This window comes from Nioella sp., from assembly GCF_965215655.1.
GTDB lineage: Bacteria > Pseudomonadota > Alphaproteobacteria > Rhodobacterales > Rhodobacteraceae > Nioella.
Map to the genome: position 1 here is coordinate 1,478,855 of NZ_OZ244111.1, position 13,127 is coordinate 1,491,981.

The 13,127-nt window shown below is 63.5% G+C and carries 15 protein-coding genes; 5 read left to right on the forward strand and 10 right to left on the reverse strand.

Annotated features, from left to right (window positions below; translation table 11 throughout):
• Positions 1-26 precede the first annotated feature (26 nt).
• The gene (locus ACOOEX_RS07640; protein WP_420397853.1) at positions 27-1,025 is read right to left on the reverse strand and encodes a hypothetical protein; all 999 of its coding nucleotides are present in this window, start codon (positions 1,023-1,025) and stop codon (positions 27-29) included.
• Between the two features lie 187 nt (positions 1,026-1,212).
• Between ACOOEX_RS07640 and infC the strand changes: the two genes are divergently transcribed.
• Entirely contained in the window at positions 1,213-1,755 is a 543-nt protein-coding gene (gene infC, locus ACOOEX_RS07645; RefSeq protein WP_071690356.1) for a translation initiation factor IF-3, read from the forward strand.
• Positions 1,756-1,860: 105 nt separating this feature from the next.
• Positions 1,861-2,439 (forward strand): hemerythrin domain-containing protein, encoded by a 579-nt coding sequence (locus tag ACOOEX_RS07650; RefSeq protein ID WP_420397854.1) that lies wholly within the window; start codon positions 1,861-1,863, stop codon positions 2,437-2,439.
• A 51-nt stretch (positions 2,440-2,490) separates the two neighbouring features.
• On the opposite strand, the gene ACOOEX_RS07655 is transcribed toward ACOOEX_RS07650, so the two are convergent.
• The 6 genes from ACOOEX_RS07655 to cysG all read right to left on the reverse strand — a co-directional run bounded on the left by ACOOEX_RS07655 (position 2,491) and on the right by cysG (position 8,018).
• On the reverse strand, positions 2,491-3,345 hold the full coding sequence (locus ACOOEX_RS07655) for a ferredoxin--NADP reductase (protein WP_420397855.1): 855 nt from the start codon (positions 3,343-3,345) through the stop codon (positions 2,491-2,493).
• Positions 3,346-3,418: 73 nt separating this feature from the next.
• Positions 3,419-3,829 (reverse strand): DUF934 domain-containing protein, encoded by a 411-nt coding sequence (locus ACOOEX_RS07660; protein WP_420397856.1) that lies wholly within the window; start codon positions 3,827-3,829, stop codon positions 3,419-3,421.
• A gap of 11 nt (positions 3,830-3,840) precedes the next feature.
• Positions 3,841-4,503 (reverse strand): phosphoadenylyl-sulfate reductase, encoded by a 663-nt coding sequence (locus ACOOEX_RS07665; protein WP_420398347.1) that lies wholly within the window; start codon positions 4,501-4,503, stop codon positions 3,841-3,843.
• Positions 4,504-4,579: 76 nt separating this feature from the next.
• Positions 4,580-6,247: a nitrite/sulfite reductase gene (locus ACOOEX_RS07670; RefSeq protein ID WP_420398348.1), complete on the reverse strand. Its 1,668-nt coding sequence runs from the start codon at positions 6,245-6,247 to the stop codon at positions 4,580-4,582.
• A gap of 81 nt (positions 6,248-6,328) precedes the next feature.
• Positions 6,329-6,628, reverse strand: coding sequence for a DUF2849 domain-containing protein (locus ACOOEX_RS07675; protein WP_420397857.1), 300 nt, complete (start codon positions 6,626-6,628; stop codon positions 6,329-6,331).
• The gene (gene cysG / locus ACOOEX_RS07680; protein ID WP_420397858.1) at positions 6,618-8,018 is read right to left on the reverse strand and encodes a siroheme synthase CysG; all 1,401 of its coding nucleotides are present in this window, start codon (positions 8,016-8,018) and stop codon (positions 6,618-6,620) included. Before cysG ends, ACOOEX_RS07675 begins: the two co-directional genes overlap by 11 nt.
• A 145-nt stretch (positions 8,019-8,163) precedes the next feature.
• Between cysG and ACOOEX_RS07685 the strand changes: the two genes are divergently transcribed.
• Positions 8,164-8,637 carry an Lrp/AsnC family transcriptional regulator gene (locus ACOOEX_RS07685; protein ID WP_420397859.1) on the forward strand — a complete coding sequence of 158 codons (474 nt, stop codon included), beginning with the start codon at positions 8,164-8,166 and terminating at the stop codon, positions 8,635-8,637.
• Positions 8,638-8,643: 6 nt separating this feature from the next.
• Here ACOOEX_RS07685 and ACOOEX_RS07690 read toward each other — a convergent pair whose 3' ends face one another.
• Together ACOOEX_RS07690 and ACOOEX_RS07695 are read right to left on the reverse strand one after the other, a co-directional pair.
• The gene (locus ACOOEX_RS07690) at positions 8,644-8,892 is read right to left on the reverse strand and encodes a DUF6455 family protein (RefSeq protein WP_420397860.1); all 249 of its coding nucleotides are present in this window, start codon (positions 8,890-8,892) and stop codon (positions 8,644-8,646) included.
• A 67-nt stretch (positions 8,893-8,959) separates the two neighbouring features.
• A complete protein-coding gene (locus tag ACOOEX_RS07695) occupies positions 8,960-10,180 on the reverse strand; it encodes an alpha/beta fold hydrolase (RefSeq protein ID WP_420397861.1) in 1,221 nt (406 codons plus the stop codon).
• Positions 10,181-10,352: 172 nt separating this feature from the next.
• On the opposite strand from ACOOEX_RS07695, the gene ACOOEX_RS07700 reads away from it, so the two are divergent.
• Both ACOOEX_RS07700 and ACOOEX_RS07705 read left to right on the forward strand, forming a co-directional pair.
• Complete coding sequence (locus ACOOEX_RS07700) at positions 10,353-10,742, forward strand: hypothetical protein (protein ID WP_420397862.1); 390 nt, start codon at positions 10,353-10,355, stop codon at positions 10,740-10,742.
• A gap of 112 nt (positions 10,743-10,854) precedes the next feature.
• A complete protein-coding gene (locus ACOOEX_RS07705; RefSeq protein WP_420397863.1) occupies positions 10,855-11,748 on the forward strand; it encodes an endonuclease/exonuclease/phosphatase family protein in 894 nt (297 codons plus the stop codon).
• On the opposite strand, the gene dddP is transcribed toward ACOOEX_RS07705, so the two are convergent.
• On the reverse strand, positions 11,745-13,079 hold the full coding sequence (gene dddP / locus ACOOEX_RS07710; RefSeq protein WP_420397864.1) for a dimethylsulfonioproprionate lyase DddP: 1,335 nt from the start codon (positions 13,077-13,079) through the stop codon (positions 11,745-11,747). The genes ACOOEX_RS07705 and dddP overlap by 4 nt on opposite strands.
• Positions 13,080-13,127 lie beyond the last annotated feature (48 nt).

Here is a 13,127-nt window from a genome sequence, read left to right on the forward strand (position 1 = left end):
GGGTTTCTTTTCGTCTTGTCGAGAGATCAGAGCCCAAGCGCGTTGCGCAGGCGGGTCGTCACTTCGGGGATAAGCGCTGGGTTGTTGCGCGCCTGCTCGATGGCCGCGGACAGCGAGGCACGGGCGACGGCCGACAGATCGGCATCCGCCACGGCCGCGAGGGCGGCATCGGCGTCGAACCCTTCGACGGAGAACAGGGTCGACAGGTCCGTAGCCCCTTCGATCGCATCGACCGCTTCGGTGGTTTCCTCGACGGCGGCTTCCGTTTCCTCGGTCGCGGCTTCGGTGGTTTCCTCGACGGCGGCTTCCGTTTCCTCGGTCGCGGCTTCGGTGGTTTCCTCGACGGCGGCTTCCGTTTCCTCGGTCACGGCCTCTGTGGTTTCCTCGACGGCGGCCTCCGTTTCCTCGGTCGCGGCTTCGGTGGTTTCCTCGACGGCGGCCTCGGTTTCCTCGGTCACGGCCTCTGTGGTTTCCTCGACGGCGGACTCGGTTTCCTCGGTCACGGCTTCGGCGGCTTCCTCGACGGCTTCCTCCGTGGCTTCGACCGTCTCTGCGGCGTCTGAAGTGCCTTCCTCAACAGCATCTTCGACCGTTTCGGTCACGGCTTCGGTGGTCTCTTCCGCCATATCGGAGGCCGCCTCCGCAGCGTCTTCCGTGGCGTCGGCGGCCTCGTCTGCCGTGCCGGTCACCTGGTCGAGCAGCCCTTCGGCCTCTTCCATCACCCCTTCAACCGCTTCGGTTGCGGCGTCGGTCACCGTGTCCACCGCGTCCTGTGCGGCTTCCTCGACGGCTTCCACGACCTCACCAGCCGTGTCAGCCGCGTCTTCGGCCATCTCTTCGACAGCGTCTGCCGCGTCCTCAGCGGTTTCTTCAGCGGCCTCTGCCGCCTCTTCCACAGCTTCGGTCGTTTCTTCCACGGCTGCCGCGGGGGCGGTTTCGGGTTCTGGCTGGCCAAGAGGGCTCAGGTAATAGGCGGCGGCGCCGACGACGACCAGCGCGGCAACAATTGCGATAATACGGGACATGGGGAAAACTCCGATGCTCAGAGAGGACGATTCCGGCGATTCCATACGCCCCCTGATGCCGCAGCGCAACGAGAACGGGGGCTTTGACCGGATTCCTGCGGCATTCAGCCGGGATTCGCCTTGAAACGCCCGTTGGGTAAGGCTAGTTTCGGGCACCGCATATCGTGGCAATAGAAGGATTTTACCGATAGCCCGCAGACCGCATAACGCGCCCCCGCAGCGCGACACAGGCCCCCGCGTCAATGACCGCATCCGGGCCCCCGAGATCCGCCTTATCGGCGCAGATGGAGAGAATATCGGCGTGGTCAGTCCGGCCCGCGCCATGGATCTGGCGGCAGAGGCCGGTCTGGATCTGGTGGAGATTTCGCCAAATGCGGCTCCTCCGGTCTGCAAGATCATGGATTTCGGCAAGTTCAAATACGAACAGCAGAAACGCGAATCCGAGGCTCGGAAAAAGCAGAAGATCATCGAGGTCAAAGAGGTCAAGTTCCGCCCGAACACCGACACCCATGACTACGAGGTCAAGATGCGCAACGTCTTCCGCTTCCTCGAAGGCGGCGACAAGGTGAAGATTACCCTGCGCTTCCGGGGCAGGGAAATGGCGCACCAGAACCTTGGCCGCGAGCTGCTGGAACGGGTGGCGGAGGATGTCAAGGAAATCGGCAAGGTCGAGAACATGCCGAAGATGGAAGGCCGCCAGATGGTTATGATGATCGGCCCTGCGAAGTAACAGGGCCAGTCGATCAATCGGGAGGGCGCGCCAGAGGTGGTCGCGCCCTTTTCTTTTGGGACCAATGCCTTACATCTCGAACCTGAAAGTTGGAAAGGGCCTGCCATGGATAGGGTCGAGAATATCCGTCCCGATGTGGCGGATCTGAAAGAGGCGGACCGCCCCAAGGCGCCGCCAATCGCGGGCGCAACGGATCTGCAACGGCGGCAGGGACGGCAGTTGGCCGCCATCCACCGGATGCATTTGCAGCAGATGGGGCAGGTGCGCCGGGTGATGGAGGGCATCGCCGCGGGCAGCACCGCACCCGCCGCATTGGCCAAGGCCGTGCCCGAGATGGACATGACCCGCAACTATCGCCAGTTCGGCAATCTCTGCGGTCAGGAATGCCAGTTTCTCGACTATCACCACGGAGCCGAGGAGCACCGGGTCTTTCCGCATCTGGAGGCGCGGGCCAGCGACGGGCTGCGCAAGGTCATCGCCAAGCTGCGCGAGGAACATGAGGTCGTTCACGCGCTGCTGGAACGGCTCTACGCCGATGCGGTGCGGCTGGTGCAGAACCCGGGCGAAGACGCCTTCGAGGAAGCGCGCCAGACCTTCGATGCGCTGGAACGCGTGGTCCGATCGCATTTCGGTTACGAGGAAGAGGAACTGGAAGAGGCGCTTGGCGTCTATGGCGGGCTCTGACCTCGCATGGAAAAGCCGCATCGGAGAGCGGCTTTTCGGTTCGGCGCTGCGTCAGTCCAGAAACGCTTTTTCCACCACGTAGGTCTTGGGGTCGGAATTCGCCCCTTCCTCCAGCCCGTATTCCTCCAGCATCTCTTTCAGTTCGAGATTGAAGGCGAGATTGCCGCAAATCATCGCGCGGTCGTTTTCCGGACAGATCGGGGTCACGCCCAGATCCTCGAACGCCTCGCCCGAGCGCATCAGGTCGGTGATGCGGCCCATCTTGGCACTCTCTTCGCGGGTGGTGGTGGGGTAATATTTGATCTTCTTCCAGAAGCCTTCGCCGATCACCTCATTGAGCAGCTCATCGGTCTTGAGGCTTTCGATGATCTCGCGCCCATAGGTCAATTCGCCCGCCTCGCGGCAGGTATGGGTGATGATGACCTCATCGTAATCCTCATAGGTCTGCGGTTCGCGCAGGAGGCTTGCGAAGGGGGCGAACCCGGTGCCGGTGGCAAAGAACCAGATCCGCTTGCCGGGCAGCAGCGCGTCGTGGACCAGCGTGCCCACGGGTTTGGGCCGCAGGATGACCTGATCGCCGGGCTGAATGTGCTGCAGGCGGCTGGTCAGAGGGCCGTCGGGCACCTTGATCGAGTAGAACTCCAGTTCCTCATCCCAGGACGGTGAGGCGATGGAATAGGCGCGCAGCAACGGTTTCTGTTTGCCGGTCTTGGGATCGCGGTCTCCCATCAGGCCAATCATCACGAACTCACCCGAGCGGAAGCGCAAGGAGGCAGGCCGGGTACAGCGGAAGGAAAACAGGCGGTCGGTGTAATGCTTCACCTCCGTCACGGTTTGTGCGTCGGGCAGGGTGGGCACTTTTACAGGCGATGCGGTGGCTTCGGTCACAGGTTTTTGCTCGGTCATGTCTTCAGTTGCGGCCTGAGTAAAGCCGACTCCTTCATTAAGCTTTGATCTAGGTCAGGAAAAGGGGGCGCTTTTACGCAGCCCGCAGCCGCGATCTGTGGTCGTGCTCGCGCCAGTTGGCACGGTCGAGCCATTGTGCCTCGGGCTGGCGGGCCGCCAATGCGCGGTCGATCTCCACATCGTCGAAACCAGATCGGCGGGCCATGGCGTATTGATCCGCCAGCACATGCCCCTTTGCGCGCAGGTGCCCGGCAAACCCCATCTGCCGCAACCTGCGGGCCAGGGTAAAGCCGCGCCCGTCGGCGAAGCTGGGGAAGTCGATGCGGATGGTGGCGCTCGTCTGAAGCGCCTCGGTCAATGCCTCAGCATCCGCGTCACTGGGCAGGTCCAGAACTTCGGTCCCGTCCACGGGGGCAAAGCCGGTATCGGTCACAAGCAGGGTTTCGGTTTCCGTCAGGGCCTCTAGGGCTGCCAGGTCTTTCATGTCGTCGCTCCTTACGAGGCGGTTTTTAGGGGGCCGCGGACAATGCGCCCGTCGATGAAGTGAATGCCGCATTCTTCCTTCTGCTCGCCCCGCCAGCGGCCCGCGCGGGGGTCTTCGCCGGGTTTCACGGGGCTGGTGCAGGGGGCGCAGCCGATGGAGGGGTAGCCCTTGGCCACCAGCGGATGCCGGGGCAGGCGGTTGTTGACCATGTAGTCCTGCACATCCTCTGGCGCCCAATGGGCCAGCGGGTTGATCTTGATGCGGATGTCGCCCTCGGTCTCGAAGAAATCGAGCGCGGCGCGGGTGCCCGACTGAAACCGTTTCCGGCCCGTGATCCAGCTGTCGAAGGGGGCCAGCGCCGCCTCCATCGGGCGGACCTTGCGCAGGTCGCAGCAGGCGTCGGTGTTCTGTTGGTGCAGGGTGCCGTCGGGATCGCCCGCCAGTAGTGAGATTTTGCTGGCATGGATGGTGCGCAAGTCCTGCAGGCCCAGATGCGCGGCCACATCCTGCTGGTAACTCAGCGTCTCCGGGAACAGCATCTGCGTGTCGATGAACAGCACAGGCGTGGCTGGGTCGATGACCGACACCATGTGCAAAAGCACGACAGATTCCGCCCCGAAAGAGCTGACCAGCGCGATCCGGCCAAGGTCGGGGTCTTTCAGCGCGCGTTCCATCACCGCCGTGGCGGAATGGTGCTTGTAGCGCGCGTTCAGCCCCTCGACCCAGGTCGCAAGCGATCCTATGGGCGCGTCAAGCGGCACGAGTCTTTGTCTCCGGGTAGAGGGCGGCCTTGAACGGGTCGATGCCGACACGGGCGTATGCTTGCAGGAAGGTCTCCTCCGCGCTTTCCCGCAGATCCAGATAGGTCCGCACGATGGTCTCAATCGCGCCGACGATCTCGCCATAGGCAAAGCCGGGGCCGGTGCGCGTGCCGATCACCGCATCTTCGGTGCCGTCGCCGCCAAGGGTGATCTGGTAGTTTTCCACTCCCGCCCGGTCGAGGCCCAGAATGCCGATATGGCCCACATGGTGATGCCCGCAGGCATTGATGCAGCCCGAGATCTTGATCTTGAGCGGTCCGACCTCGTGTTCCAGCTTCAGCTCCTCGAAGCGCGTCGCGATTTCCTGCGCCACGGGGATGGACCGCGCCGTCGCCAGCGCGCAGTAATCCATGCCGGGGCACGCGATGATGTCGGAGATGAGCCCGATATTCGCGGTCGCAAGCCCGGCTGCGCGCAGTTCCGCATGGATCTGCGGCAGGTGGCGTTTGTGCACATGGGGCAGGATCACGTTCTGCTCGTGGCTGATGCGCAGTTCGTCATGACCGAAGCGTTCCGCAAGATCGGCCATCACGCGCATCTGGTCTGCCGTGGCATCACCGGGAGTGTCGCCCTGTTTCTTCAGGGAAATCGTGACGATGGCATAGCTCTCGGCGCGGTGATCAGACAGGTTCGTATCGGCCCAGGAGCGGAAGACCGGATCGCTTGCGTAGAAAGCGTCGAAACTGTCGGTGGCCGCGGTCTCGAACGCGGGCGCCTCGAAATGGGTCTTGATCTCCTCCAGCAGGGCAACGTCCTTCCCGCCCGCATAGAGCGGTTTGCGCAGGGTGAATTCCTTCTCCACCTCGGCCTTCAGGTTCTCCAGCCCGAATTCATGAACCAGGATCTTGATCCTCGCCTTGTACTTGTTGTCGCGCCGTCCGATCACGTTCCAGACAGCAACGGTGGCCTCCAGGTAGGGCAGGAGGTCGTCCGCCGGAATAAACTCCGCCAGCACCTTGCCGATCATCGGCGTGCGGCCAAGCCCGCCACCCACCAGCACCTGATAGCCGATCTCGCCGTCCTTCCGCACGATCCGCAAGCCGATGTCATGGGCCGCCGTCACCGCGCGGTCATTGGGGGCGCCGGTGATGGCGATCTTGAACTTGCGCGGCATGAACTGGAATTCCGGGTGGTCGGTGGACCATTGCCGCAGCAGTTCCGCCACCGGGCGGGGGTCGGCTACCTCATCGGCGGCGGCCCCTGCGAAATGGTCGGCAGTCACGTTGCGGATGGTGTTGCCGCTGGTCTGGATCGCGTGCAGCCCGACCTCGGCCAGTGCATCGAGCATATCCGGCACATCGCGCAGGCGCGGCCAGTTATACTGGATGTTCTGGCGGGTGGTGAAATGGCCATAGCCCTTGTCCCAGGTCTCGGCCAGATAGGCCAGTTGCCGCATTTGTGCGCTGTTCAAAGTGCCATAGGGAATGGCGACCCGCAGCATGTAGGCATGTAGCTGCAGGTAGAGCCCGTTCATCAGGCGCAGCGGCTTGAACTCGTCCTCGGTGAGGCTTCCGTCGATGCGGCGTTCCACCTGGGCGCGGAACTGGCGGTTGCGTTCAGCGAGGAAGTCGCGGTCAAATTCAGAGTAACGGTACATCTTGGGCGTATCCTTGGTCATGGGCGCTGGCGAAAATCCTTGGAAGGATCTTGAAAAAGCTCTTCGAAGAGCTTTCCCCGCTCAGAGCTCCACCTGTTTTCCATGGGCATAGTTGGACGGGCCGCGGGTTCGGAAGACCTCACGGAAATGGGTGGGTTCGGGGCCTTTCGGTCCGTCCTTGGCGTCGGCCAGATAGGCACCAACGATGGTATCGACCTGCCGTTCGGCATCCAGCAGCCGGATCGCGGCATGGGCCTCATCGGTGATCAGCTCGGCCTCGGCATGATACCGGGTCCAGCGGTCATCGGCGGTCAGGTAGACGACATCGCCTTCCAGCAGATGATTGGCGGTAATGACTTTAGGGGTGAAGTCACGGGGCATTTGCAAGCTCCTGCAAGTCGGGCAACCGGGCCTCTGCCGCACGGGGCGCGAGACCGTATAGAAGGATGGCGGGGCCGGTCAGATCGGCGGTGTCGAGATCGGCGGCCAGCGTTGCGAGCGTGCTGGCGACAGTGCGTTGATCGGGGCGAGACGCGTTCTCAACGATCGTCACAGGGGTCGCGGCGGGGGCGCCATGCATCAGCAGGCGGCCCTGCAGGAACCGCGCGCCCTTCTTGGCCATGTAGATCGCGGCGACGGTGCCGGGGCGGGCCAGAGCGGCCCAATCCTGCTCGGCAAACCCTTCGGTATCGTGGCCCGTCAGCACCCGCAGCGCCGAATTGCGGCCCCGGCGCGTCAGGCTCTGGCCGATCCCGGCGGCGGCAGCAGAGGCGGAGGTGATACCGGGTACGATGGACCAGCCGATCCCGGCGACCTCCAGCGCCTCTATCTCCTCGTCGAGACGGCCATAAATGACGGGATCGCCGGATTTCAGACGCACCACTTGCAGGCCCTTGGCGGCATGCTCGACCATCAGCCGGGCAATCTCCTCCTGCGGGGTATGGCGGCCAAAGCCCTGTTTGCCGACGTCCAGAAGCGTGGCTTCACGGCGAGCAAGTTCCAGGATCTCGGGCGCGACCAGCCGATCATGGATGATCACATCGGCCTCATCCAGCGCCTTGCGGGCCTTGAGCGTCAGAAGTTCCGGATCGCCGGGACCTGCGCCAACAAGTGCCACATGCCCCTCGCGCGGCGCGGCGGTCAGATGTTCAGCCAGAAGCGCGCGCAGACCATCTTTCACGCCTTGTTCCCCGCGCTCGGCCAGCGCCTTTGGGCCGGTGTCAAAATAATACTCCGCCCAGAAATCGCGCCGCTTTCTGCCGAAGGGCAGGGCCTCCACCGCGACGCGAAAGCGTTTCCCGATGCGGGCCAGCGTGCCGAGCGTGACGGGCAGTTTCTCCTCCAGATCGCGCTTGATGGCGCGGGCGAGGACGGGGGCTGCGCCTTCGGTGCCGATGGCGACGGTCACCGGGTCACGGTCCACGATGGCGGGGGTAATGAAGGCGCTGTCGTTCAGGTTGTCGACGATATTGACCAGCAGGCCGGCCCGGTCGGCCATGGCCTTGATCCGGGCGTCCCGTGCCTCATCCTCATCGGCGGCATAGACCAGCACCGCGCCGGTCAGATCTGCGGGCGCAAGCGCGCGGCGGTGCAGGGTCAGGAGGCCCTTATCGGCCCAGGTGGCAATCTCTGGCGCGGGGCTGCCAGCATAGACCTCGACCCGCGCTTCGGTCTTGAGCAGAAGCCTTAGCTTCGCCAATGCGGCCTCACCACCGCCAGACAGCAGGATGCGCCGGTTTTCGACCGCGAGGAAGATCGGAAAATGTTTCATTCGGGCTGATCCTGTCATTCCAGTTTCAGCCCCCAATGTAGAACAATTTTCCAATTATCCGCCAGATGGGCTTGCGAATAAGAACATATGTTTGCTATTTAGCTGCTTGAGTTGCTTGGTGTTCTTGAACGGAAAGGAGGCGCGAATGTCTGCCCAAATCGACGCGCTGGATCGGAAAATCCTCGCTGCACTGCAGGAAGATGCCAGCCAGTCGCTGGATGACATCGCCAGGAAAGTCGGGTCCTCCAAGACGCCTGTCTGGTCCCGAATCCGCAAGATGCGGGAGGCGGGGATCATCGGGCGGCAAACGGTTCTGCTGGATGCAGAGGCGCTTGGGCTGGAGGCGTGTTTTTTCGTGCTGATCCGCACGTCGGAACATGAATCGGACTGGCAGAGAAAATTCCTGCATGCCTTGCAAAGCCGCCCCGAGGTGCTGGAGGCGCACAGGCTGGCGGGCGATATCGACTATATTCTCAAGGTGCGCGTGGCCAATGCCCGGGCCTATGACCGGTTCTATCAGGCGCTGATTTCAGAGGTGCGCATTCACAATGTCACGGCGCTGCTTAGCATGGAGGAAATCAAGTCCACCACGCTGTTGCCGATCCAGACCGAGACCTGAACACCCTCAGGCGCGGTGCATCACATCGCGGTTGCGGCAATAGGACGGCGCATCATCCAGCTTGGCGTTGTCGTCCAGCAAGTGGCGGCAATCCTCGTGTTGCGTGCAAGCGGTGCAGGACAACACCATGGACCGATAGGCCAAGGCAGAGCTTTCCACGTCCAGACCGCCAATATGGGTCAGGTCCACATCCAGCCGGTCGGCCATATCGTCCACCAGCCCGGCACTGTCGCTGAGGGTCTTGAAAATGCCCATCGGGGCCTCCTGTCTTCCTGTTCAGGGTCAGAAGGCATGGGTTTTGTTGCAAATGCATTGATCTGGATCAAGCGGGCGCGGGCAACAGCTCCGTTTCCACGGTCGCGCCATGTTCCAGCGTGCGATGCACGGGGCATTTGTCGGCAATTTCGCGCAGCCTGTCCCTTTGCGCCTCGTCCAGGGCGCCCTGCAGGGTGATCCGGCGCATGAACCGGTCGATCCGCGCATCCTGCCCGCCTGCGTCCTGCGCGTGCACCTTGTCATGGGTCACATCGACCGACACATGATCGAGCGGCCAGCCCTTGCGACGCGCATACATGCGGATCGTCATCGAGGTGCAGGCCCCAAGCCCGGCGGCGAGGAACTGATAAGGGGTGAACCCCTGATTGGTGCCGCCATAGGCAATTGGCTCATCGGCGACCGCGTGATGGATCAACCCCGCCTGAACGTCCTGACGAAAGCCCTTCGGGTCGGCCTCTGACACGCGGGTCACGCCCTCGGGCGCGCCAATCGGCGGGGCGGGGCTGCGCAAGGTCAGGTAACGCCCCGCCCATGCGGTGATGACTTCGGCGGCGTATTCCGCATCTTCGGGGCGGCTGATCAGGTGATCGGCATCATCGAGCGTAACGAAGCTTTTGGGGTGTTTCGCGGCGAGGAAAATCTCGGTGGCGTTCTCGATCCCCACGACGCTGTCGCGCGGGGCGTGCAGCACCAGAAGTGCCTTCTTCATGCTGGCAATCGCAGGCCCGAGCGCCTCGGCCCGCACATCCTCCACGAACCCCTTGCCGATCCGCACTGGACGCCCACCCAGATGCACCTCGGCCACGCCGTCGCTGTCGATCCGGTCCAGCGCGTCTCCGAAATTGTGGGTGACATGGCCGGGATCGAAGGGCGCTCCGATCGTCACCACGGCGCTGACGCTGTCGATCCGTCCCGCCGCCTTCAGCACCGCCGCCCCGCCAAGCGAATGGCCGATAAGCATCGCAGGGGCCATGCCACGGTCGGTCAATGCCTCGGCGGCAGCCAGTAGGTCATCCACGTTGGAGGTAAACGAAGTGTTCTCGAACTCGCCGCCCGAATGGCCCAACCCGGTGAAATCGAAGCGCAGAACCGCGATGCCCATTCCCGCCAGCCGCGCGGCAATCCGGCGCGACGCCGCGATATCCTTCCCGCATGTAAAACAATGGGCGAGGATGGCCGTGGCCAGATGCGGGCCTTCGGGCATGTCCAGCCGGGCGGAGAGGTCGTGCCCGGCATGGCCGGGAAATGTGAAGCGATCAGTGGGCATGTGGGGCGTCCTTCGGGTGCGTGCCCTAGAAGACTGGCGATGCCCCGCCGGTTTCGCAACCCGCCTCACGGGGGCGTGTTGGTCCGTGTGACGCGGTGACCGAGCGTTTACGTTTTTGAAGGGTCCGACCGCTAGGCTTGCCGCGATCGAGGAAGGGATCGGAAGATTGCGCATGTTTGTCCTGTTCCTCCTGTCCACTGCGTTCCTTGTTTTCAACGGGGGCATGGCGCAGGCGCAAACCGCGAGCGCGCTGTCGCTGGAAGAAATGGCGCTGGCGGATTGCGCGGGGCGGGCGCTTGCCGTGGAACAGGCGATGCAGGAAGGTGCCTCGCCCACGGAACACCAGACGGCTGTGGCCCGCGCCGATGGGTTGCTGCAGGTTGCCATCAATCGCTATGTCGTGATCAGCCGGGTGGAGGCATTTCGGCGCCGCGCTGCGTTGGCCCTGGCGGCTGAAAACATGCGGATGGAGCTTGCGACACAGATCACCGGCGCTGCGGATCGGGCGATTGACCGGGCCGAGAGCAACCTGGAAGAGGCGTGCCAACACTACCTCGACTGACGGTGGACGGGCGCTTCACCGCGTGTATCGTCAGCATTTCGGCGCGGGGCTGGACGGGCCGGGCAAAACCTGATGCTTCTTAGGCCATGCCAAGTGCCATCCCGGAGGTCCGATGAAGCAAAGCGCGCACTGGATCATCCCCATCCTTCGCGGATCGGGGTGGGTCGTGGCAATCGCGTGCTTGGTCCTGCTGCTGGCGGGATTTGCCGGGGCGCTTCATCCGGCGCTCGATTCGCTGGCATTGCTGCGCATTCCGGCAGCTGCAGGGTGCTTGGTTCTGGCGCTGCTTCTGGCACGACCGCGGGCGCTGGTCTGGTCCGGGGCCGGGGTATCGGCATCGGTCCTGATCGTGCTTGGTGCTGCAAGGATAGTGGCGGGACCGGACGGGCAGGGGATCACGGTCTACCAAAAGAACCTCTGGGCCGGGAACGTTGCCAGCCGGGCGCTGATCGCGGATATCCTCGACAGCGGCGCCGATCTGGTGATGCTGCAGGAGGTGTCGGAGCGCAACATCCCGCTGCTGGCCCTGCTGGAAGACGACTATCCCCACCAGCAGTTCTGCCGCTTCTCGGCCTGGAGCGGTATGGCCGTGCTGTCCCGCCTCCCCGCTCTCGGCGACGGCATCTGTTCGGACGGGCGCGGCATGGCGGGGCTGCGGGTCGAGGGGCCGAACGGCCCGGTCTGGGCGCTGTCCATCCACTTGCACTGGCCCTGGCCGCATGGCCAGGCACGGCAGGTGGCGCGACTATTGCCGCAACTGGACGCACTGGAGGGGCCGGTAATCATCGGTGGCGATTTCAACATGGTGCCTTGGGGGCATGCCGTGCGAAGGATCGCGGCAGCCACCGGGACGCAGAGGTTCGGTCAACGCCTTCCGACGATCTACCCCTATGGTGTGCCCCTCCCGATCGACATGGTCCTTGCGCCGACGCCCGGCCGCAATGAACGCCGCCCGCTGTTCGGGTCCGACCATTATGGCCTTGTCGCGCGTGTTGCCGCCCCTTAGTCGCGCCAGCCCAGAAGCCGCTCGTCGAACGGGTACTGCGTCAGATTCTCGAACCCGTCTTCGGTGATCAGCACCTGATCTTCCAGCTTGATCGAGAAATCGCCGCCCTCGGGGCTGACCAGCGCCTCGACGCAGAGTGTCATGCCCGGTTCCAGAACGTAATCGAACGCCCCCTCGACCGCGTGATCGGGATAGGCGATCAGGGGCCATTCATCGCACAGCCCCACTCCGTGCATCAGGCAGCCGTATTTCTGCTTCTGGTACTGCGGCTCCAGCACATGGGTGTTTTTCGTCAACTCGCTGAAAGGAACGCCGGGCTTCAGCATTTCCATATTGGTCATGATGTGATCATAGGCCACGCGCATGGCGTGGATCATGTCGGGGCGCGGGTCGTCATCGCCGATCCACCAGGTGCGCGACAGGTCCGAGCAGATGCCATAGCAACCGATAAGGTCTGTATCGAAGGCTAGGATCTCGTTGTTTTGCAGCACCCGCGGCCCGCATTCCTGGAACCACGGGTTGGTGCGCGGGCCGGTGGTCAGCAGCCGGGTCTCGATCCACTCGCCGCCACGCCGGATGTTGGCCTTGTGCAGTTCCGCCCAGATGTCGTCTTCGGTCATGCCGGGTTCGGTCGCGGCTTCCATCTCGGCCATCGAGGCCTCACAGGCCAGCATCGCGCATCGCATCGCCAGGATCTCGTCCGGGCCTTTGATCGAGCGGGCCTTTTCTGTGACCTCTTCGCCTTCCACGACCTCGAAGCCTCGCGCCTCTAGCGCCCGCAGCCCGTGCAGCATGATCTTGTCCACCGCCAGCCGCTTGTTGCCGCCGGCATGTTCGCGGATCAGGTCCTCGACCTCGCCGGTCACCGCCTGCGCCTGCTGGCCAAGCTTGTCGCCCCGGTCGAAATAGAACAGGTCAAAGCCGGACCGAACCTCGCGCACCAGCGGGTTGTGATCGGCCAGGAAGGGCGAGTTCTTGTAGTCCCACAGCACCATGTAACCATCGGCACAGACCAAACAGGCGCGAAACGGGTTATGGGTGTTCCACAGCTGCATATTGGTGCTGTCGGTGGCGTAGCGGATATTGAGCGGATCGAACATCAACAGCCCGCCAAGCCCGCGCTCGTTGATCTTGTCGACCAGCCGGGTCAGCCGGTACAGGCGCATAGCGGGCAGATTGGGCAGGATCAGCCCCGCCGCCTCAAACTCCGCATAGGCCAATGCGGTCGGGCCGATCTCGATCCGGTCATTGTCATTCAATGTGCCATCGGGCAGGGACACGCCCTTGGTGGGGTCGATCTTGCGCGCGGGCAGGCGATAGGCTTCATTCATGACGAAAGCTCCCATGGTCTTTGCGCCAGAGTGAGCGTGGAAACCCCG